Annotated in this window: 23 protein-coding genes; 3 read left to right on the top strand and 20 right to left on the bottom strand. The window is 71.5% G+C overall.

Features of this window, described 5'->3' with window-relative positions:
* Positions 1-50 (bottom strand): helix-turn-helix domain-containing protein (locus tag CUT83_RS04370; RefSeq protein WP_241524766.1); only part of this gene is annotated, 50 nt, incomplete at its 3' end.
* A gap of 231 nt (positions 51-281) precedes the next feature.
* Positions 282-1,079: an isoprenyl transferase gene (locus CUT83_RS04365; RefSeq protein ID WP_093848148.1), complete on the bottom strand. Its 798-nt coding sequence runs from the start codon at positions 1,077-1,079 to the stop codon at positions 282-284.
* A 281-nt stretch (positions 1,080-1,360) separates the two neighbouring features.
* On the opposite strand from CUT83_RS04365, the gene mgrA reads away from it, so the two are divergent.
* Positions 1,361-2,404, top strand: a complete 1,044-nt coding sequence (gene mgrA, locus CUT83_RS04360; protein ID WP_101254551.1) for an L-glyceraldehyde 3-phosphate reductase — start codon at positions 1,361-1,363, stop codon at positions 2,402-2,404.
* Between the two features lie 179 nt (positions 2,405-2,583).
* Here mgrA and CUT83_RS04355 read toward each other — a convergent pair whose 3' ends face one another.
* Positions 2,584-3,318, bottom strand: coding sequence for a prepilin peptidase (locus tag CUT83_RS04355; RefSeq protein WP_101254550.1), 735 nt, complete (start codon positions 3,316-3,318; stop codon positions 2,584-2,586).
* Between the two features lie 139 nt (positions 3,319-3,457).
* Here CUT83_RS04355 and CUT83_RS04350 point away from each other — a divergent pair, with 139 nt between their 5' ends.
* Positions 3,458-3,823: a DUF192 domain-containing protein gene (locus CUT83_RS04350; protein WP_101254549.1), complete on the top strand. Its 366-nt coding sequence runs from the start codon at positions 3,458-3,460 to the stop codon at positions 3,821-3,823.
* Between the two features lie 48 nt (positions 3,824-3,871).
* On the opposite strand, the gene CUT83_RS04345 is transcribed toward CUT83_RS04350, so the two are convergent.
* From CUT83_RS04345 to CUT83_RS04265, 17 genes are all read right to left on the bottom strand, one after another.
* On the bottom strand, positions 3,872-4,600 hold the full coding sequence (locus CUT83_RS04345; RefSeq protein WP_101254548.1) for an Imm52 family immunity protein: 729 nt from the start codon (positions 4,598-4,600) through the stop codon (positions 3,872-3,874).
* An 11-nt stretch (positions 4,601-4,611) separates the two neighbouring features.
* Entirely contained in the window at positions 4,612-6,717 is a 2,106-nt protein-coding gene (locus CUT83_RS30730; protein WP_143688489.1) for a Tox-REase-5 domain-containing protein, read from the bottom strand.
* 150 nt (positions 6,718-6,867) lie between these two features.
* On the bottom strand, positions 6,868-7,632 hold the full coding sequence (locus CUT83_RS04335; RefSeq protein ID WP_101254546.1) for a hypothetical protein: 765 nt from the start codon (positions 7,630-7,632) through the stop codon (positions 6,868-6,870).
* Between the two features lie 148 nt (positions 7,633-7,780).
* Positions 7,781-8,413 (bottom strand): OmpA family protein, encoded by a 633-nt coding sequence (locus CUT83_RS04330; protein ID WP_101254545.1) that lies wholly within the window; start codon positions 8,411-8,413, stop codon positions 7,781-7,783.
* A gap of 4 nt (positions 8,414-8,417) precedes the next feature.
* Positions 8,418-9,017: a hypothetical protein gene (locus CUT83_RS04325; protein ID WP_240957547.1), complete on the bottom strand. Its 600-nt coding sequence runs from the start codon at positions 9,015-9,017 to the stop codon at positions 8,418-8,420.
* Between the two features lie 36 nt (positions 9,018-9,053).
* The gene (locus CUT83_RS04320; protein ID WP_101254552.1) at positions 9,054-9,701 is read right to left on the bottom strand and encodes a pilus assembly protein TadG-related protein; all 648 of its coding nucleotides are present in this window, start codon (positions 9,699-9,701) and stop codon (positions 9,054-9,056) included.
* 8 nt (positions 9,702-9,709) lie between these two features.
* Entirely contained in the window at positions 9,710-9,952 is a 243-nt protein-coding gene (locus CUT83_RS04315; RefSeq protein WP_101254544.1) for a hypothetical protein, read from the bottom strand.
* A gap of 221 nt (positions 9,953-10,173) precedes the next feature.
* Complete coding sequence (locus CUT83_RS04310) at positions 10,174-11,217, bottom strand: response regulator transcription factor (protein WP_101254543.1); 1,044 nt, start codon at positions 11,215-11,217, stop codon at positions 10,174-10,176.
* Between the two features lie 40 nt (positions 11,218-11,257).
* Entirely contained in the window at positions 11,258-12,607 is a 1,350-nt protein-coding gene (locus tag CUT83_RS04305; protein WP_101254542.1) for a sensor histidine kinase, read from the bottom strand.
* Between the two features lie 58 nt (positions 12,608-12,665).
* Entirely contained in the window at positions 12,666-13,535 is an 870-nt protein-coding gene (locus CUT83_RS04300; protein ID WP_101254541.1) for a DUF5936 domain-containing protein, read from the bottom strand.
* Positions 13,536-13,549: 14 nt separating this feature from the next.
* Complete coding sequence (locus CUT83_RS04295; RefSeq protein ID WP_101254540.1) at positions 13,550-14,488, bottom strand: type II secretion system F family protein; 939 nt, start codon at positions 14,486-14,488, stop codon at positions 13,550-13,552.
* 46 nt (positions 14,489-14,534) lie between these two features.
* Positions 14,535-15,875 (bottom strand): TadA family conjugal transfer-associated ATPase, encoded by a 1,341-nt coding sequence (locus tag CUT83_RS04290; protein WP_101254539.1) that lies wholly within the window; start codon positions 15,873-15,875, stop codon positions 14,535-14,537.
* A 49-nt stretch (positions 15,876-15,924) separates the two neighbouring features.
* The gene (locus tag CUT83_RS04285; RefSeq protein WP_101254538.1) at positions 15,925-16,290 is read right to left on the bottom strand and encodes a TadE/TadG family type IV pilus assembly protein; all 366 of its coding nucleotides are present in this window, start codon (positions 16,288-16,290) and stop codon (positions 15,925-15,927) included.
* A gap of 4 nt (positions 16,291-16,294) precedes the next feature.
* Positions 16,295-16,720 carry a TadE/TadG family type IV pilus assembly protein gene (locus tag CUT83_RS04280; protein WP_101254537.1) on the bottom strand — a complete coding sequence of 142 codons (426 nt, stop codon included), beginning with the start codon at positions 16,718-16,720 and terminating at the stop codon, positions 16,295-16,297.
* Positions 16,720-18,009 carry a CpaE/TadZ family protein gene (locus CUT83_RS04275; protein ID WP_101254536.1) on the bottom strand — a complete coding sequence of 430 codons (1,290 nt, stop codon included), beginning with the start codon at positions 18,007-18,009 and terminating at the stop codon, positions 16,720-16,722. The genes CUT83_RS04280 and CUT83_RS04275 overlap by 1 nt, the downstream gene beginning before the upstream one ends.
* Positions 18,010-18,017: 8 nt before the next feature.
* Positions 18,018-18,716, bottom strand: a complete 699-nt coding sequence (gene cpaB, locus CUT83_RS04270) for a Flp pilus assembly protein CpaB (protein ID WP_101254535.1) — start codon at positions 18,714-18,716, stop codon at positions 18,018-18,020.
* Between the two features lie 98 nt (positions 18,717-18,814).
* Positions 18,815-19,699, bottom strand: a complete 885-nt coding sequence (locus CUT83_RS04265; protein ID WP_101254534.1) for a hypothetical protein — start codon at positions 19,697-19,699, stop codon at positions 18,815-18,817.
* A 701-nt stretch (positions 19,700-20,400) separates the two neighbouring features.
* Between CUT83_RS04265 and CUT83_RS04260 the strand changes: the two genes are divergently transcribed.
* Positions 20,401-21,122, top strand: a 722-nt coding sequence (locus CUT83_RS04260; protein WP_439144993.1) for a carbohydrate binding domain-containing protein, incomplete at its 3' end; no start/stop codon positions are given.

The following is a 21,122-nucleotide window of genomic DNA, read 5'->3' as shown; positions in this document are numbered from 1 at the left end:
GCTGCCTGCGCATCGGTCGGATAGAAGCGGTACTTGAAAGCCCGCTTCACGTGGGTGGTCTTCACGGTTCACATACTACCCCATCAGTTTGTGACGGAGTGTGGGCAGTTGCGGGTGGACGCCGGTCCGCCCTGACGGCGAACCGGCGTCCCCTGCCCTGCTCCGCAGGAGCTTCGTTTCCTCCCCGCCCCAAAGGACGGGGTATCCACGAAGGAGAACCCCGATGAACGGCCGGTGTCCCCCGGACGGGGGACACCGGCCGCGGCGGGGATCCGCGTCCGTCAACCCCCGTAGCGGCGGTGGCGGGCCGCGTAGTCGCGCAGGGCGCGCAGGAAGTCCACCTTCCGGAAGGCGGGCCAGAACACGTCGCAGAAGTAGTACTCGGAGTGGGCGCTCTGCCAGAGCATGAAACCCGACAGCCGCTGTTCGCCACTGGTGCGGATCACCAGGTCCGGGTCGGGCTGCCCGCGCGTGTACAGATGCTCGGCGATGTCCTCCAGGGCGAGGTCCTCCGCGAGCTCCTCCAGGGTCGCGCCCCGCGCGGCCCGGTCGGCGAGCAGGGAGCGCACCGCGTCCACGATCTCCTGCCGGCCGCCGTAGCCGACGGCGACGTTGACGAGGATGCCCCGGTTGCCCCGGGTGCTCTCCTCGGCCTCCTTCAGCACCCGCTGGGTGTGGTCGGGCAGCAGGTCCGGCGTACCGACGTGGTGCACCCGCCAGCGGCCGTCCGAGGCCAGGTCGCGCACCGCGTCCTCGATGATGCCCAGCAGCGGCCTGAGCTCCTCGGCCGGCCGGCTGAGGTTGTCCGTGGACAGCAGCCACAGGGTGACCACCTCGACGTCCGTCTCGGCGCACCAGCCCAGCATCTCGCGGATCTTCTCGGCCCCGGCCTGGTGGCCCTGCTCGGTCGTGCCGCCGGAGGCGCGCGCCCAGCGGCGGTTGCCGTCGAGGATGACGCCGATGTGCTTGGGCACCTGCTCGTGGTCGAGACGCCCTTCCACCCGGTGGGCGTAGAGCCTGTAGACCAGGCGGCGCAGCCACCGGGGATACCGGGTGCGTCCCCGGGAAGATTGCAGCATCGGTTTGTTCAGCCCCTCCATGCAGGTCCCGAGCGCCAGGTCCTGTCCGGTCGTGTCCTCGCGGATCGGCCCGCGGTGCCCTGTGGCCCCTCTCACCCCGCCAAGGCGCCTTCGCCCGGGCGGACCCGGGAGGGGTGTGGGGGAGACCGCGGCTCGCGCCCGGCCGGGGCGGGCCGCGAAGAACCGGACGGACAGGTCCTCAGCACCTTACTGCTCCGCCGTGCGGCCGCACGAGCCGGGAATGTCACAGAACGGCGATAAGACAGTGATAGGCAGGGCCCATGAACGACACGCCCCCGTACCGCCCGGACGACTCCCGCTACGACACCATGCGCTACCGCCGCGCCGGCCGCAGCGGACTGCTGCTCCCGGAGATCTCCCTGGGCCTGTGGCACAACTTCGGCGACGACCGGCCGCTTCACACCCAGCGGGCGATCCTGCGCCGCGCCTTCGACCTGGGGATCACCCACTTCGACCTGGCCAACAACTACGGCCCGCCCCCCGGAGCGGCCGAGGCGGGCTTCGGCCGGCTGCTCGCCCGCGACTTCCGCCCCTACCGCGACGAGCTGGTGATCTCCACCAAGGCGGGCTACCTGATGCACCCCGGGCCGTACGGCGAGTGGGGATCGCGCAAGTACCTGCTGTCCTCCCTGGACGCATCGCTCGGGCGCATGGGCCTGGAGTACGTCGACGTCTTCTACTCCCACCGCTACGACCCCGAGACCCCGCTGGAGGAGACGATGGGCGCGCTGGCGTCCGCCGTCCACCAGGGCAAGGCGCTGTACGTGGGCGTCTCCTCCTACAGCGCGCGGCGCACGCGCGAGGCGGCGCGGATCCTGCGCGAGATGGGGGTGCGGCCGCTGATCCACCAGCCGTCCTACTCCATGATCAACCGCTGGACGGAGGACGACCGCCTGCTGGACACGCTGGAGACGGAGGGCATGGGCTGCATCTCCTTCGCCCCGCTGGCCCAGGGACTGCTCACCGACAAGTACCTGCGCGGCGTCCCGGAGGACTCCCGCGCGGCCCGGGGCACCTCCCTGGACCCGGGCCTGCTGACCGAGGAGGTCGTCGGACGGCTGCGCGCCCTGGCCGCCATCGCCGAGCGGCGCGGCCAGACCCTGGCCCAGCTCGCGCTGAGCTGGGTGCTGCGGGATCCGCGGATGACATCGGCGCTGATCGGCGCGAGCAGCGTGGCGCAGCTGGAGGCGAACGTGGCGGCGGTGCGGAGTCCGGACCTGACCGAGGAGGAGCTGGCGGAGATCGACGCCTACGCGGTCTCGGCGCCCGGCGCGAACATCTGGGCCCTCAGCAGCGAGGGCTAGCGAGGGCCGCCGGCCGCGGCGGGGGCGGGGGGCGGGGGCGGGATGGCGGCCGGGAGACGGAGGCCTGGACGGGCCCGGATACGAAGCGGGCCGGTCCGTGGGGGGGATACGGACCGGCCCGAGGGGGGGTTTCCACCATAGCCCCTGCCGCGCCGCGCCGCGCGCAACCGCGGCCCGGTTCACACGGTCAGTCCCCCCGCCAGCAGACCCACGAGGGCCCCCGCCACCATGAACGGCCCGAACGGCATGGCCGCCTTGCGGCTCGCCCGCCGGGCGAGGACCAGCGACATCCCGTAGACCGCGCCGAACAAGAAGCCCGCGAACGCTCCCCCCAGGAGCACGCCCCAGCCGTACCACCCAAGGGCTACCCCCACCGGGACCGCCAGCTTGACGTCCCCGAAACCCATGCCGCGCGGGTTGACCAGGAACAGCACCAGATACGCCCCGCCCAGCACCGCCCCGCCCAGCAGTGCGCGCACCCAGCTTCCGCCGGCTCCCGGCAGCAGGGCCGCGACCCCGAGCAGGACGGCGCTGCACGCGGCGAGCGGCAGGGTCACCACGTCCGGCAGCCGGTGGACCCTGCGGTCCACGACCGCCAGCAGCACCGCACACGGCACCAGCAGCAGCCACACGCCCAGCTCCGGCCGCCCCCCGACGGCCGCAGCCACCAGCGCGCACACCACCGCCGTGACGGCCGCCGCCGGCGTGGCGCCCGGCCCGTACAGCCCGTCCCGCCCGTTCCCGCACTCCCCGCACCGGGCCGGCCCGAGCCATCCCGGCAACCTGTGCCCGGCGGGGCAGTGCGTACGCCACGGCGTTCCCGCCTCGACGGCGAGCCGGTAGGCCGCACGCGGCACGAGCAGCCCGGCGGCGGTGCCGTAGACGGCGGCGAGAACGATCAGTGTCAGGCGCACGCGGCGAGCGTACGGCGGGCGGCCGCGCCGGGCATGGGCCCCAGGGCCCATGCCCGGGCCCATCTGCTGTCCCGCGCACGCCCCTTCTGGTAGAACGGCGCTGCGCGAACGGACGGGCGGCGCGACGAGAGGGCCGGACATGGTGCGCTGGCAGGACGGCAGGGGCACGCTGCGCGTCGCGGAGGAGGGCGGTGCGGAGCCGGCCGGCGTGCCGGTGGAGATCGCCGCCTCCTACCGGGCCCGCACCCGCGGCCTGCTGGGGCGCGACGGCATCGGCGGGGCGCTGTTGCTGACGCCCGCCAACAGCGTGCACACCTTCCGGATGCGGTTCGCGATCGACGTCGCCTACCTCGACCGCCGGCTGAACGTACTGGCCGTACGGACGATGCGGCCCGGCCGCCTCGGCCTCCCGCGTCCGCGCGCCCGCCATGTGCTGGAGGCCGAGGCGGGCGCCATGGCGCGCTGGGGGCTGCGGCCGGGCGTGCGGGTGACGCTGGAGGCGTGAGGCCAAGCGCACGCGCCGCCGGTCCCGGGCCGGCGGCCGGCGGGTTCCTCAGAGCTTCGGCCGGTCCATGGGGAGCGGCAGCGGTGCCAGCGCCCCGGTCCCGCGCAGGGTCTCGTTCACCGAGAGCACCAGATCCGTCCCCGGCGCCTCCCCGCCCGGACCGGACAGGTCCACGACCACCCCGCCGTGCGCAACGGGCAGCCGTCTGCCCGGCAGCCCCTCGGGGACGAGGGCCGCGCGGCCGGCGGAGAGATGGACGGCCCGGCCGCACCGCGGGCCGGCGTTGTCCAGGTCGAAGGCCTCCCGGACCGCGGTCATCAGGGCGCGGTCGGCGAAGTCCCCCCAGTCGGGGTCCCAGGCGTCGGCGAGGGCTGCCAGCGCGCGGGGCAGCCGGCCGACCAGCGGGTCGTCCTCTTCCGCGTCCCCGGAGCGCAGCTTCAGCACCACGCTCTGGGGGACGCCGTCCGCGACACCGCCCGCCGAGACCCCGATCTCGGCCTTCGGCCTCCCCTCCCGCCGCGTCCACAGGCTGGTCCGGTATCCGACGGGGTACGCGTCGGGGTCCGGGTCGCCGCGGACGATGTACGCCGCGAACCCCTCCGGGTCGAGCGCGGCCCGCGGGGCCTGCGGCCCGGCCCCGGCGGTCTCCCGCCAGTCGGCGAAGACCTCCTCGTCGACCTCCTTCAGCCGCGCCAGGAAGTCGAGCCAGCGGTCGGCCAGTTCGCGCGGGCTCTCCTCCCTCGGTCCCCAGAAGCCCCGTACCGTGACATTGATCATGGTTTCCGGTCCTATTTCCTCACGGGCGTGTGGACGACCTTCACGTTAATACCCGCGTCCTCGAAGGCCTCCTGCGCCGCTTCGGCGGCGCTCTTGTTGGAGAAGTGCCACTCCACGGGTTTGCCGCCCGCGGCGTTGACCTGGGTCTGGGCCTGCTTGACCCACCGGTCCCGGACGTCCTGGGGGAGTTCGCCGTCCTTCACGTACTTCCCGTAGCCGAACTTCGCCTCCAGGTACGTCTGCCGCTGGGAGTCCCAGCCGTCGAACTCGACGTCCCGGCCGCCCCTGGGGTTCTTGACGAGGTACTCCTTGCCCCGCTTCACCCCGGACACCTGCTCCTGGTACCGGATCCACCGCTCGGCGGCCTCGGAGTTCGCGGCCCGCTTCCTCGAACCCCACGCGCCGTCGCCCCTGTCCTTGGAGCCGCGCCTGGGGTTCTTCAGGTCCTTGTACCAGGAAGGCTTCGGCCACTTCTTGTAGTCGCCGGGCTTGGCGGTTCCGGGTTTCCCGGCCGGGCAGTTGTGGACGAGGGCCGCGGCGTCGCCCACCTCCACGTAGTAGGTGTGGATGTCCTGGACGGACAGGTCGTGGGTGCGCTGCTGCCGCTCGTAGTGCTCGACCCCCGTCACCCGCAGGGAGGAGCCCCGGGGTGTTCGCAGCTCGTCCCCGGGACGGATCTCACCCGCCTCCGCCCAGCGCGCCTCGTCCACCAGCCAGAACGGATGGGTGTCGGTCGCCGTCAGCGTGGAAGCACGCCCGCCCACCAGCACCGTCAGCCGGGTGAAGTCCTTGTCGTCCTCGGTCGTGATCGTCCCCGCCACCGGCCGGACGGTCGTCAGCCCCCGGTACGGGTCGGTGACCGTGACCAGATCCCCGGCCCGCACCTCCTCGATCGCCCGGCGGCCGCCGTCCGCCAGCAGCACCGGCGTACCCGGCAGGAAACTGTGGTCGCAGGCGTTCTCGGCCTTCCTCAGCCGCTGCCGGGCCTTCTTCAGCTTCCCGGACTTGTCGATGATCCCTTCGAGGCCGTCGTAGAGGTCACCGCCGTGCTTCTTGATCTTCCTGACGAGCTCGACGGCCTTCTTCCACTTCCACGGCGCCCCGTACTTCGCCGCCAGCTTCCCCACCGCGCCACCGATCAACGAGGTCAGCACGTTGATCAGCGTCTCCGTGCACGCCGCACCGTCCCCCTCGGTGATGCAGTCCAGCGCGTCGGTGATCCCCAGTTCCTCGGCGAGGATCTTCGCCAGCTCCTCGGCCGCCTCCTTCGCCTTCTCCTCGTCCCCCTTGAGCGCCTCCTCGAGGTCCTGAACCTGTTTCAGGGCCTCCCGGTACTCCGTGTCCTCCGGGGAGTCGGGCAGCTCGCCCTCCGAGTAGGGCTCGTCCGCGGCGGCCCGGTCCGCGTCGGGGTCGTCGCCGGAGTAGCCGCCGTCCTCGCCGGGGCCGCCGGTGGGGTCTGTCTCGCCGGGGCCGTCGGCGACGGGCTGCTCACCGGCGGAACCGCACTCCCCGCCCACCACCCGGCAGATCTTCGCCCCGATCGACTGCCCCAGCTCGGTGGTCACCCCCGCCGCCACCAGACCACCGACGATCGCGACCACCACCACGACCATCCCGACGTACTCCGTCGAGGTCTGACCCCCCTCCGAGTACCGCAACCCCAGCATCCGCGCCGGGGAGACGGGCCGGCGCGGCGCCCTCCGCTCCCGTGCCAGGGCGAACCAGGAGCGCGCACGCGGTGCCGAGAGCAGCGCCACCACCAGCAGCGGCAGAACGAGGTGGACCGGTCCCCACCACAGGCCGTCCCGGGTGTTCTGCCACGCCAGGACCAGAACCCAGGCCTGAACGAGGTGAACGCCCGCCCGGGCCGGCCGCCCGGCCGTCCGCATCCGGCCCGCCAGCAGTGCCCCGGCCACCCCGGGCACCAGGGCGTACGCCACCGCCCGGCCGATCACACCGTCCGCACCGTCCGCCGCGTCCGCCGCGTCCGCCGCGTCCGCCACCGACAGGCCCAGCAGCACGAGGAGCACGAGCCTCGCCGCGACCACCGCGCCCGGCATCGGTGTGCGCCCGGTGTGCCCGTGGTCCGAAGGCGCTGAGGATACGAGTCCCGACATACCGGCGAGGCTATTGAGCGGCCACCCGGGAAGCATGGGCCCGCGGGCCCAAAAGCGGGCCCAACGCCCTTGTACCGAGGCGGGATCGACACCTGTCAGCCGGCCCCGGAGGCGCCGGCCCCAAAATCCTCCGGCCGGCCCTCCCCCGCCCTACCGCTCCAGCTTCTCGATCTGGGCGGCGACCACCGACTGCGGAATCCCGGGCTCGGCGAAGTCCATCAGGTTCATCGAGTAGAAGATCGCCACGCTGGAGCCCGAGCGGACCACCTTGAACAGCAACGGCACCCTGTCACCCTCGAAGTCGCCGTCCACCTGATAGGCCAGGGCGTCGTCGGCGCCGGTGGGGGCGGTGAGCTCCGTGACGCCGGAGTACTTGCTGGTGTCACCGCCGGTCTTGGTGGTGAAGCCGTCCGCACACGCCTTGACCGCCTTGCGCAGCCCCTCCATCAGACGGTTCGCGGACTCCTGCTCGTACGCGCCGAGCATCTCGAAGAGGATCAGCCCACCGGCCTCCTCGTCCTCGGACGTGGTGATGAGCTGCCGGTAGACCATCTCGGCCGGCTCCGGCTCGGGCGCGCCCCCGATCACCGAGGCGATCGGCCGGCACTCGGCCCGGTCGGCCTTCTCCAGGCCGGCACCGGAGACCTCCTCCTTCGAGGGCGTCTTGACGGTGTATCCGGACACGTCCGCCGTCCTCAGCGCCGCCTTCTCCAGCTCCTGCCGGGACAGGGTCCTGGCCGGCTCGGCCGGGGTGGTCCGCGTCGGGGCCGGAGCGGCGGACGAGGACCTCCCGTCCCGCCCGGCCTCCTTCGCGTCCTCCCCGTCCGCGGAACCCGGGCCGCCGCAGGCGGAGGCGAAACCGAGCGCAAGGGCGGCGGCGGCCGCGGGCAGGAGGCGGGAGATGTGTGTCTTCATGGCGGCGGTGCTCCTGTGCACATGGGCTTGTGGCGACGGCGGCGGTACGGGCGGGGCCGGGCGGTACGGGCGGACCGGTCCGCCGGTGCGGCGACCGGTCCGGATCTGTGGGGGTGCGGCGCCGGCCTCGGACGGGCCGGCGCCGGAATCAGCCGCCGCGGGGGAAGGAGATCTCCACCCGGCGGTTCTTCTTCCTTCCCTCCTCCGTGGAGTTGTCGGCGACCGGGTTGTCCTCGCTGTAACCGCGGATACTGAACGTGATACCGGAGCCGAGGTCCTTGAGCAGTTGCTTGTGCACCGCCTCGGCGCGCTTCTTGGACAGGACCCTGCCGTGCTCGTACGAGCCGAGGTTGTCCGTGTACCCGAAGACGTTCACCTCCGTGGCGCCCTGCTCCTCGATCTCCTCGGCGATCCCCTTGATCCTGTCGTTCGCCTCGGGGCTGAGCTTGGCGCTGTCCTTGCTGAAGAGCACTTCGGCCTGAAGTGTGAACTTGGTGTTGGACTCGGAGTCCTCCCGCTTCTCCTCACCGGCCTCGTCACCGACGACCTGCTTGATTTCCAGGACCTTGGGCTCGGCGAGAGTGGCGCCGTCCGGCAGCTTGAGATCGGGGTCGTTTATGTCGACCTCTCCCTCGAAGACCGAGAGCGCCGGTGCGATGTCGTCGGCGGCTGCCGGGGAGGTACCGGCGACCGTCATCCCTGAGGCGAGGAGGGCGGAGAGCGCGAACACGGTGCCGTTTCTGCGGACTTCCGTCCAGAACGGGGATCGGGAAGCGTTCATCTCGTCACCCGCCCGTGATCTCGACCGTGGCCGGCTGGAAGGTCGGGATCTGCAGATCCACGTGGGTGGTGTTCTCCGGCGGCGCGGGGAACTGCATGAAGACGTTCAGCTCGGAGTTGGCCTTGACGCTGGGGATTCCCATGGTGGCCAGAGGCCGGTTCTCGGTGTCCCGCAGCGTGTAGTAGCGCTTCTTCTCCGCCTTGTCCACAAGCGATGCGCCGCCCATGGAGCCGCCGCCGGCACCCTTTTTGAGATCGAGTTCCGGACCGGTCCAGAGTGAAGTCTCGTAGAACTCCTTGCCCCCGGTGTTCTTGAGTACGCCGTTGACCGTGACGAACCCTCCGGCATCACGTACCACGGAATTGATGTCGAGGACGATGTCCTCCGGACCCTTGAGCGTGACGATCACCTTGCTGTCGTCCGCCACCTCGCCGCTGCCTCCCGTCCCCTCGTCCTGGGAACCGGTCGTCTGCTCGGCGGAGGGCTTGTCGGCGACCTTGTCCTCGCCGTCACCACCACCGCAGGCGGACAGCGTGAAGGTGAGCGCTGCCGCTGTAACGGCCACGGCGGCCCGGCGCACCTGGTGGATCTGCCACATACTCATTGCTACTGGTCCTCTGCTCGTGGGTCGCGTTGTCGGTCAGTCGGAAAGCCGAACGGTGAAGAGATCCGCCGCGTCGGGGAAGAAGTCCAGGTTCTCCGGGTCGATGAACCGGTCCCTGCCGTCGCACGTCAGCTTGCCCGGGAAGACCGGCTTTTCGTTGCCGCCCCCGTTGTCCGGGTCCTCCCCGTCCTCCGGTTTCTCCTCATCGGGCTTGAAGGTGCAGCGCGGTTCGATGACCGCGACGGCCTCCGCCGTCATGTGGATGTCCTCCGTGCCCGGGACGACGGTCTCCCCGAGCGGCTCCTGGGTCTTCACCTTCACGGTGAAGCCCGGACGTCCGTCGGTCAGCCGACGGCAGCCGCCCGGGGCTATGTCGGACTTGTTCTGCGCCGCGAAACGCTGGGCCTCCCTGCAGGCACCGTATGTTCCGAATCCTCTGCCGCTGAGGATGTCGTCCCAGCTCCGGGGATTCAGAACCGAGGCGAGCAGACCCCGGCGGAGCTGGTCCCGCGCGTCCTGGGCGGCGGCCAGGGCGGCGGCGTCGGCCGCCGACTGGGCGCCGTTGCGGGAGGCGGAGGCCTGACCGACCACGAAATACGCGAGCGCGAGGAAGAGCAGGCTCGCCACCACCGTGATGTAGATGGGGACGGCCTGCCCTGCCTCGCGCTGTTTCCGTGGGGCCACGGATCCGATCACTCGCCGCCGCCGCCAACCTTGCCGACGGCTTCCTTGATCTTGTTGCCGATGGTGTCGCCGATGTCCGTCATGCCCGCCACCACGGCGATGATCGCGATGATCGCGATCAGCATGCCGATGTACTCGACCGCGGTCTGGCCCTTGTCGCCGCGGCGGGAGATGGCCTCGATGGTGGTGTCGGCCCAGCCGTTCACGCGAACCCTGGTGTCGGTCGCCAGCTTCAGAGCGGTGTTCTTCATGGTGTTCCCCTCCAAGTCCGGTCGACCGGTCCACGGCCGACGGATAGGTCTCTGCGGTGCCGCCCGCGCTTCCGGCCTCCTTCTGACCGGTACCGCCCGCGACATGGGAAACGTACGCCGGAACACCATCGGACCGCATGGGTCCGTGGACCCAAGTACGGACCCAAAACCGGAGTTGGAACTCCTTCGCCGCCGCTCGGGCCCCGTGGCCCGTCATGTGATCAGCCACGGTCCTCCAACCCCCCTCGCGCCGTGCCCAGCCAGACCGCGATGGCCTGGCTGCGACTTCCGGCGTGCAGTTTGGCGAAGATCCGGTTGATGTGGTTCTTGACCGTCTTCTCGCTGATGAAGCAGGCGGCGGCGATCTGTGGATTGGTCAGGCCGGACGCGATCAGGTCCATCACCTCCGCCTCCCTGCCGCTCAGGCCGAACCGTTCCGCCCCGGCCACTCCCCGGGCGGGAACCGACTGTGCCATATTGGATTGCTTGTGCGAAGTATCTTGGAATGAATGTGGCACATCCGATGTGGATCCTTCTCCAAAAGAGCGTAGTTGACTCGATACCGGATGAGGGGTTTGCTCCGAATGACCGTGTGCGGTTGCATGCTCCCGCCCCGGGGCCGCGGGCTGGTGGCCGGAGTCGGCGAAGGCCGTGCCGAGCCCTTCGGGCAGCGGCTGTCCCGGAGCGGCCACCGCGCCGCCGCGGAGGCCGGCCAGGAGGGCGTTGGAGGCCGTGGGCGTGAAGTGGGCCCGGCCCTCCCTGATGTCGCGGACGGCCGCGACCAGCTGGCCGGCGGTGAACTCCCCGTGGACCAGATAGCCTCCGGCCCCCAGGCGCAGCGCCTCGTGGACGACCTCGCTCTCGCGGCTGTAGGTGAGCATCAGCACGGGCGCCATGCGCACCAGGTGCGGCAGGGCCGAGATGCCGTCGACGCCCGGCATCCGGACGTCCAGCAGCACCACGTCGGGCCGGTGCCGCCGGGTGGCCTCGTAGGCCTCACGGCCGTCGGCCGCCTCGGCGGCCACCCGGATGTCGTCGCGCCCCTGGAGCAGTGCGGTCAGGCCCGCGCGCACGACCGGGTTGTCGTCGGCGACGACGATCCGCAGCGGTGCGGCGGCGGGCGCCGGAGGCAGGGACGGACCGTCGTCGGGCGCCGTCGGCAAAGGTGCGGGAGCGCGGTCCGGAGTGTGCCCCGGACGGGGATCGGTGCCGTACGGGGACGCGGGGCGGTGCTGCCCCGAAGCGTGGGGGACATCGTCAGGCATGGTGCGGCCTCCTCTCGGATGTGGGACGGGAAACGGTCGTTCAGGAGCGGATGTGCCGGTGCCGCTGGGCGACGGCGGCCAGGCCCTCCGGGAGCAGGGCGGCCGTGGGAAGGTCGAGACGCACCTCGGTTCCGGTGGTCGCCCTCCCCCTGCCGACACGGATGCGCGCGCCGATTCCCGCGGCGCGTTCCACCATGCCGACGAGTCCGAAGTGCCCGGCGCGTTTGAGCTGTTCGAGGTCGGTGCCCGCCGGCAGGCCGCGTCCGTCGTCGTAGACGCTGATGCGCAGCGAGTCGTCGACGACCCCGACCGAGACGTCGACGCGGGTGGGGTCCGCGTGCCGGTGCGCGTTCTCCATGGCCTCGGAGGCGATGGTCAGCACCTGCCTGGCCACCGCCTGGGGGACCGTCGGCACGGGCGCGCCGTTCAGCAGGCGGAAGACGGCCTCCAGGCCCGTCCGGCGCGCGAAGTCCGCCGTGCGGGCTGACAGTTCGCCGGCGATGTCCACCCCGCCGTCCAGACCCGAGTCGCGGCGCAGATCGGACAGCAGCTCCCGGGACTCCACCGCGGCGCGGCGTGCGGACCGGGCGACGAGTTCGGCCTGCCGTCTGAGGGCGCCGGGGTCCATGCGGTCGGCGGAGCCGGCCAGTCCGTCCGCCGCCAGGGCGAGACCGTGGAGGGTCTTGGCGACCGAGTCGTGCATCTCGCGGGCCAGCCGGGCGCGTTCGCGCTCGACCGCCTCGGTGACGGCCAGCCTGGAGCGCATCTCCAGCAGGGCCTCGGTGGCGCTGCCGAAGCGCAGCATCAGCCTTCGCAGCGTGACTCCCACCGCGCCCGCGAGAACGCAGACCCCGGGCAGGAACGCGGTGGCGGCGAGCGACGCGCCGAGCATGCCGTTGCCCGCGTACGCGACGGCCACGACCAGCAGGGTGAGGGCGGTGAAGAAGCCCGCACCCCGCCATCCGTACACCAGTCCGGCGAGCAGCGGGGTGCAGATCGTGACGTAGCTCAGCGGACTGGCCGGTGTGGCCGTGAACAGCAGGAGGGCTCCGAAGCCTGCGTCGACGCCGAGGAGCGCGGGGTGCCGGAGCAGCAGGGGGCCGAAGCGCTCCCAGTCGCGGAAGAGCAGGTAGGAGCCCATGAAGGTGAACACGATCGCCGCGCCGACCAGCCAGGTGGGCCATCCCGGCCTCGTGCCGCTCAGGGCGAAGGGGGTGGTCAGCACGATCATGCCCAGCCGGAAGCCGAAGACCTGGCGGCACAGCGCCTGGAGCGCGCTGATCTGGATCCTGAGCGCGGGCGCGGGCGCGGGCGCCGGCTTCTCCCGCGGCGCGGTACCGCCGCTGCCCGCGACGGCGGATCCCGGCGACCCCGCCGACGTGAACGGCATCGACACGTTTCCCCCCTCACACTTGTCGGCGGCCCGGTGGCCCGGCGGCGCGTACGGTCTACAGGCCGGTTCCCGTGCCGAGGAACATGCCCGTGCCCAGCAGGATGATGGTGGCGGGCACCATCAGCATGGTGACGATGGACGTGGCCTTGGGCACGGCCTTGGCGGCTTCCCGGCGGGCGTTCTGGGCGTCGGTGCGCCGCATGTCGTTGGCGATCTGGATGAGCGTCTCGACGATCGGGGCGCCCAGCTCCTCGCCCTGCTGGAGGGCCGTGACGAACTGGGCGACCTGTTCGGAGTCGTTGCGTCTGCGCAGTTCGTCGAACGCCCGCCGGCGGCTGACGCCCATGTCCATCTGGCGCAGGGTGATGCGCAGTTCGTCGGCCCAGGGGCCCTGGTACTTCTCGGCCGTGCGCTCCAGTGCCTGGCGGAAGCCGAGACCGGCGGACACCACGACGGCGAGGACGTCGAGGAAGTCCGGGAGGGTCCGGTCGATGGCCCTGCGGCGCTCCCGGACGGCCGACCAGATGCCGACCTCGACCCAGAAGGCGCCGAAGGCGATCATGCCGATGGCGAGGACGGTGTGTCCGTTGGCCAGCATGACCAGGGCGCCCAGGCCGCCGAGGAAGCCGTAGACGGCCCGGCGGGCCGCGTAGCGGTCGATGGTCAGGCCGCCGGGGTTGCCCGCCATGTCGATCCTCCTGCGGACCTTGTTGACCCGGCCGGGCCCCATCAGACGCAGCACCATGGGCGCGTAGCGCATGCCCATCCGGTCGATGCCGGAGCCCACGGCGCCGGTCCGCGTGGAGCCGACCTCCAGCGCGATGGCGAGGTCCCCGGGGAGCTTGGCCTCGGCGCGGTAGAGCCGTATGCCGGCGATGGCTCCGTAGACGCAGAGGCCGATGACGGCGGCGAGGAGGAGTCCCATATGTCCGTGTCCTCTCAGACTTCGATCTTGCCCAAGCGGCGGACGAGGAAGAACCCGATGCCGTACAAGACCATCGCGACGATCAGCGCCCCCTGGCCCAGCGGGGACGCCGTGATCTTGTCGAGGGCGCCGTCCCAGATGCCGTCCATCAGCAGCAGGGATCCCAGGCCCATCGCGGGGACGATGTAGGCGGTGCCGGTGACCTGTGAAAGCTGGGTCCTGACCTCGCGCCGGGTCTCCTTGCGGTCCTCCAGGGTCTGGGTGAGGTTGTGCAGGGAGCTGACGAGCGTGCCGCCCGCCCTGTTGGACAGCACGAGCGTGGTGACCAGGACGGCCAGTTCGCGGGAGGGCAGGCGTTCGGCGAGTTCGCCGAGCGCGTCGTCGAGGGTGTGGCCGACGGCGAGCCGGTCGGCCACCCGGCTCAGTTCCTCGCCGGCCGGGTCCTCCAGTTCCTCGGCGGCCATGGTGATGGCGGTGCGGAGCGCGAGTCCCGCCTGTGTGGCGTTGGCGAGGACGCGGGTGAGCTCGGGGAGCTGGTTGATGAACCGCTCGGTGCGTTTCTGCCGCTGCCAGTTGAGGAAGGTGAAGGAGCCCCACAGGGCGATGACGGCCGCGATGGGTCCGAAGAAGGGCGCGAGCAGGGTGGAGGCGATCAGCCACAGGCCGATGACGGAGCCGACCATGTAGACGAAGAACTCGCCCGGGGTCAGGTCGAGGCCGGTGGCCGCGAGCCTGAGTTCGATCCTCCTTCCGAACCGGGTGCCGCGCAGCCGCCGGTCGACGCCCTGGAAGTTGCGGCGGCGGCCGGACGTCCGCGTCGGCCCGGTGTGGGAGAGCCGGTCGATCAGCTCGGCGTGCTGCGCTTTCCCCGAGGCGTACGCGTGCACACCCGTGACCGCGAGCACGCAGCACAGCAGCGTGACGCCGATCGTCAGCAGTGCGAGATTGTCCATGTCCGGTGGAGGCTTCCTCGGTGTGGGCGGTGTCGGGAGGGGGTCGTCAGGAGGGGGTCCTGCGCACGGCGAGCTGCTCCTCGCCGGCGGCGACTCCGAAGGCGGGTGGGACGGGTTCGTTCTTCATACGGAGGCGTTCGGCGATCCGGCGCGGCAGCGGGAAGTGGGCGAACTCCCCGTGGACCCGGCCGTCGCCGCCCATGGGAAGGGCGTCGAAGCGGCACACGGTGACGATCCTGTAGTCCTCCCGGCCGTGCGAGTCGACGAGGGCGATCTCGCTGATCCTCCGGGATCCGTCGGCGCTGCGGGTCAGCTGGACGATGACGTCCACGGCGCTGTTGATCTGGTCCTTGATCGCGGCGAAGGGGATCTCCACCTCGGACATGGACGCCAGGGTCTGCAGCCGCATCAGGGCGTCCTCGGCGCTGTTGGCGTGGACCGTCGCGAGGGAGCCGTCGTGGCCGGTGGACATCGCCTGGAGCATGTCGAGCGTCTCGCCGCCGCGGACCTCGCCGACGACGATCCGGTCGGGGCGCATGCGCAGGGAGTTGCGGACCAGGTCCCGGATGGTGATCCGGCCCTTGCCCTCGACGTTCGCGGGCCGGCTCTCCAGCGTGATCACATGGGTCTGCTGGAGCTGGAGCTCCGCCGAGTCCTCGATGGTGATGATGCGCTCCCCCTCCGGGATCAGTCCGGAGAGCGCGTTGAGCAGCGTGGTCTTCCCGGTGCCGGTGGCCCCGGAGACGATCACGTTGAACTTGGCCCGGACCAGTCCGGCGAGCAGCATCATCATGTGCTCGTCGAGGGAGCCGAGGCCGATCATCTCCTGCAGGGTGTAGGCCCTCGGGAAGCGCCGGATGGTCAGGGTCGCGCCCGAGAGCGCGAGCGGCGGGATGATCACGTTGACGCGCTCGCCGGAGGGCAGCCGGGCGTCGACCATCGGATTGGCCTCGTCGACGCGGCGGTTGACGGTGGAGACGATGCGCTCGATGGTCTGCATCAGCTGCTCGTGGGAGGCGAACCGCATCGGCAGGAGTTCCAGGCGTCCGCCCCGCTCCACGAAGATCTGGTCGGGGCCGTTCACCATGATCTCGCTGATGGAGGCGTCCTCCAGGAGCGGTTCCAGGATGCCGAGGCCGAGCGCCTCGTCCACGACGCGGCGGATGAGCATGGCGCGTTCGTGGGTGGACAGGACGGGGCCCTCGCGGCTGATGATGTGTCCCAGCACGCGCTCCAGCCGGACGCGGCGCTCCGTCGCCGCGAGGGAGGACATCTCCGCGAGGTCGATCTCCTCGAGCAGCTTGGCCCGGTAGACCGCGACGAGGTGGCTCTCCTCCTGCTGGTTCGAGGTCGCCTCGGGGGTGTTGATGCGTGCCTTCAGGCTCATGGCTCCAGTTCTCCTTCCGGTCCCCGCCGTCCGCCGCTGCCGGCCGCCGTCAGTCGCGGGGCATGGTGGTCGTCCGCTCCGTGTCGCCGAAGGAGACCCCCGGGATGATCGAGGGGATCCTGACCGTGGCCGTCACCCTCACCTCGTCGTGGGCGCCGGCCCACTGCCGGAACCGGGCGCCGTCCGCGAGCCAGTCGCTCATCGCCTCCCGGCCGGCCTGCGCGGGGGGCATTTCGGGACGGTCGTGCGAGGCCATGCGGGCCGCGGCGCGGGACGCCGTGCCCGCCTGCTGGATCGCGTACGCGGCGAGGCCGAACTGGATCAGCGCCAGCCCGACCAGGATCAGGACGGGGAGCATGCCGATGTACTCGACCGCGACCTGCCCGCGGTCGGAGCGTCGTCTGCGCAGCACCATGGCTTCAGTTCTCCTTCGCCGCCGCGGCGTTCCCGGTGACCGAGAAGGGGAAGTCGGCGATCCCGGGGAAGAGGACGGGCACCTTGAGGCCGACCTCCGCCTTGACCAGCCCGGAGTCGACCCAGCAGTCGGTCCTCGCCGACTTCCTCCAGTCGCCCTCCAGGTCCTCCTTGCCCGCCCGCTCGCACGCCTGGCCCCGGCTCTCCCTGCGGAGGTCGGCCACGGCCGCGGCGTGCGCCGCCTTGTCGGCCGCGTTGCCGGCGAGCGTGTAGGTGTAGCCCAGCAGCGCGCACTGCCACAGCAGCACGAGGGTGGCGATGATGACCGGCAGCATGCCGATGAACTCGACGGCCACCTGGCCCTCGTCACCGCCGGTGCGTGAGCGCGCCGCGGTCCGGCCCCGTCCCGTCCCCGTGTCGGCTTCCCCCATCAGCCGGTACCCCCGCTCGGTTCGGTGGTGTCGTTGTCACGGCGTCCGCCGCGGCGGCGGAGCAGACCGATCGATCCCCTGTCCCCGTACCTGCCGCCCTTGCCCTGCTGGGCCCTGGCCGTGTCGACCAGTCCGAGTTCTCCCGCCAGGGCCCACATCGCCTGCCTGACGGAGCCGCGGGAGTCCAGGTCCTGCACCCGGCCGGAGTCGACCGCCGCCTGGAGTTCCCTGAAGCCGGCCGGGATCGCGCCGCGGGCGACCGGGGTGCCCACGATCCGCTCGACGAGCGGGGGCTGGATCTCGGTGTTGCGGGTGTGCCGGTTGACGACGGACAGCGTCTCCTCCGCCTTGCGGATCTGCAGCCGGTCCCACAGCCGGATCATGCGCTTGGCCGCCCGGACGGCGACGACGTCGGGGGTGGTGACCAGCACCGCCGTGTCGGCCATCTCCACGGCCGCGGCGTTCGCCCCGTTCATCTGCGTGCCGCAGTCGACGACCACGACCTCGTACCGGGAGCGCAGCGCGCTGATGATCTGGCGGGCGGCTCGCTCGTCGACCTCCTCGCCGCGTTCGCCCTCGCCCGGGGCCAGGAGCAGGGCGAGGCCGGTGGGGTGGGAGAAGAGGGCGTCCTGGAGGACGCGCGGCGAGATGTCGGCGATGCTGGCCAGGTCCGCGATCGAGCGGCGGAACTGGACATCGAGGTACGACGCCACGTCACCGGCCTGGAGGTCCATGTCGACCAGTGCCACGCTCCTTCCGGAGGCGCGGGCGGCGAGTGCCAGCTGGACGGAGAGCAGGGTGGTGCCCACTCCGCCCTTGGCGCCGCTGACCGTGACCGCGGTGCCGCCGGGGCCGCTGAAGACGTCGGTGCCGGAACCCAGGTGGCGCCGCACTCCCACGGCCCACTGGGCGGCGGCGGAGACCCGTGCGGAGAGCTCGTCGTACGACAGCGGCAGGCCGACCAGCCCGCGTGCGCCGGAGTCCATGGCCGCCGAGTACAGAGCGGGGCCGGCGTCCGCGCTGATCAGGATCACCCCGACCGCCGGGAAGCGCAGCGCGACCTCCCGGATCAGCTCCAGCGCGGGGACCGGCCCGATGCGCTCGTGGACGAGCACGACCTCGGGCAGGTCGCCCACCGACTCGCCGGCGAGTGCCGCGAGGGTGTCCAGGAGCAGGGTGGAGTCGCCGACCGGCTGGGCCGGCTCGGTGTCGGGAAGCTGGCTCAGCAGTGTGGAGACGGACCGGGCCGCGTCGGCGTCGCCGACGGCCGGGAGGATTCTCGTGACCATCCGTTGACTCACCTGTCTCCGACGAGGGTGTAAGTGCGTTCTTCCTCGGAGATGGTCGTGTCACTCCCGGGCGCGACGAGGGCGAGCCGGACGTTGACGGCGAAGGACTCGGCGAAGGCCACACGCTGGGTGTCGAGGGTGTTGAGCGCGAAGGTGATCGGCACCGCCTCGGACTCGCGGTTGATGTCCCCGTTCTCCTTGGTGATGGGGGTGAGCTCGCCGACGTCGATGACGCGGGCGTTGCTGACGATCACCCGGGAGATCTCGTTCTCCTTCTTGTCCTGGAAGGTGGCGTAGATGTTGACCGTGGAGCCGGGCCGGATCTTGCCCGCGACGCCGGTGGCCGCGTCGATCATGATGGCGATCTCCTGCTCGCCCTCGCGGAGTTCCGGCTGGTCGGTGATCATGTCGCTCTGGAGGAGCGACCCCTTCTTCAGCGGGTTGGTCGCGATCTTGCCGCTGAACTCGTCGGTCGCGGTGACGGCGGTCCTCGGCAGCCAGCGCCTGGGTATCCTCACCTTCTCCACGACGCTCTCGTCCAGCGCCCGGTAGGCCGGCACGTTCTTCGACAGGCGGTACGCCGTGACTTCCGGGCCGACCTTCGACTCCACGTCGTTGATCACCGACAGGACGCCCGCGAAGGCCGCGAAGGCGCACAGGACGGACAGCAGCAGCAGGATGACACCGCGGCGCTGGCGTGAGTTCATGGTTGCGGACTACCTCGTTCGGGACGTTGGCGTTGGGCGGTTCATGCGGGCCGCGTGTGGCCGGGCCACAGGACCTGCGGTGCGGCCGGCGGCGCTGCTCAGTGCGGCCGGCCGGATACGGAAGCCCCCTGACTGACGACGTCGACGGTTCCGCCCCGGTTCTCGGGCGGTGTCACGGGCGAGGAGCAGAAGACGCAGCGGTCGCCGATCAGTTCGAGACCGCACCAGCGGCACTCGTCGCGCCGTACCGAGCTGACGAGCTGGTACAGGACGGAGACGTCCGGGATGGACGCGGCGAACTCGACCATCTTCCCGGTGCCCCACCAGCGCGGTGAGTCCGCCGGGAGCCGTGCCTCCCGGACGTCCGTCACCCGCCACTGCGGGGCGAGTGTGCCGGTCACCCAGTCCGGGGAGAGCTGGCCGGCGGCGCAGGTGAGCCGGGTGGGGAACTCCGGGCCGGGCAGCGTGCCGCCGTCGCCGATCCTGATCATCTGCGGGGCCGGGGCGGCGAGCACCCCGAACTGGGTGCCGGGCATCCAGGACCTGGCGTGCGCCTTGAGGCTGACCGGGACGTGGTCGAGTCCGGTGACGGAGTTCAGCAGGGCGCCGGCGTGGATGTAGTGCGCCAGCAGGCGCGCGGCGGCTCCGAGGACTCCGGGGCTGAACCCGCAGGTGGAAAGCTGGCGCAGCTGGTGCACCAGGACGCCGGTCGCCAGCGGCGGCAGGTCCGTGCCCAGCAGGGCGATGCGGTCGCTCTCCAGCATCGAGCGGACGGTGTGCAGCCGCCGCACGAAGGAGGCGGGCACGGACGACTGGTACAGCACGACGACGTAGCCGTGCCGCTCGACGAGGACCTGCGTCTCCGCGAGGGCGGCGTCCAGCGGCTGCCGGTCGGGAGGCGTCAGGACGTGTGCCGTCGGCGTGTGCGGATCCGGCGGCGGCAGCACCAGATCGGCGCTGGTGACGGCTATCGCGGTGGGCATCCGAGGTTCCCCGTTCAAAACTGCTCCGGCCTGCCGAGTTCTATACGGCTCGTCAACTCAGCAGCTTATCCGCGCCTTAAGCGGCAGAGAATAGTCACCGAAGCCCGGCGGATGCGCTTTCACCGCCCCCTCTGGCCAAAGGCGGACACAAGGTGACGCAACGGCACCCCACGGGCCGCTTCCCGTGCGGACTCGCGGGGAATTCCCCGAGCTCCGTTTTCACCGGGCGCCACGCGAACGCAATTGGTTGAGCCGTGAATTTACACTGTCGGTGACACCGATCACCCCCGGCGCCGAACCGGTCCGGCAAAAGGCCAGGTCCCCGACCGGGCACCGGGCCACACCCCCTCCCCCGCGCACTTTCCGTCATCACAAAGGGCTTCGGGCCCGTTTGTTTGAAGGAGGAGACCCTGAGCGACGCGCGGTTCCTCGGGGCGCGAGGAGCCGAGGCGGACCCGGACAGGATCGGCGACAGCGCCACCGTCCCGCGGCCCGCCCCGGCGTTCGCCATGGCCTTGTGAACTCCCTTTCTCCGCCAGCCGGTTGCGGGAACCGCCCGGGGAGCGTGCCGCGCCGCGGCGTATGTCACGGAAAGCTCCGCCCCCTCTTGACATCCCCATTGGTCTGAACCATTCTTCCGGCTCAGCACGGTGGCCACCGTCTCCCCCACGCGCGCTCACCCCCTACGCACGGAGGCAGCAGTGGAACGCAGGACGCGAACAGACACCACAGGCGGCGGGAGAGACGCGACGCCCGGCGCGCGCCGTACCGCGCGCGCCCGCACCAGGATCACCGCGGCCCTCGGCGCCGGGGCTGTCGCCCTCGGCGCGGTGGCGTTCGGCGGGCTCTCGGGCAGTGCCGGAGCCGCCGAGCCGAACCTGGTGCGCAACGCCGGCTTCGAGTCCGGCCTGAACGGCTGGACCTGCTCCGCCGGCAGCGGCACCACCGTCTCCTCCCCCGTCCACGGCGGCACGGCGGCCCTGAAGGCCACCCCCTCGGGCAGCGACAACGCCAAATGCACCCAGACCGTGACCGTACAGCCGGACTCCCAGTACGAACTGAGCGCCTGGGTGCAGGGCTCCTACGTCTACCTCGGCGCGTCCGGCACCGGCACCACCGACGTCTCCACCTGGACCCCGGGCGGCACCGGCTGGCAGCAGCTGCGCACCTCCTTCACCACCGGCCCGGACACCACCTCCGTCACCGTCCACACCCACGGCTGGTACGGCCAGAGCGCCCACCACGTGGACGACGTCTCCCTCACCGGCCCCGGCGGCGACCCGGGCGAGCCCGACCCCGACCCCCAGCCCCCGGCCGCCCCCGGCACACCCACCGTCGGCGCCACCACCTCCTCCTCGGTCACCCTGAACTGGAACGCCGTCGACGGCGCCACCGGCTACACCGTCTACCGGGACGGGGCCAG

This window comes from Streptomyces barkulensis, from assembly GCF_002843305.1.
In the GTDB taxonomy this organism is placed as follows: Bacteria; Actinomycetota; Actinomycetes; order Streptomycetales; family Streptomycetaceae; genus Streptomyces; species Streptomyces barkulensis.
This window is presented reverse-complemented; position numbering and strand designations above follow the sequence as displayed.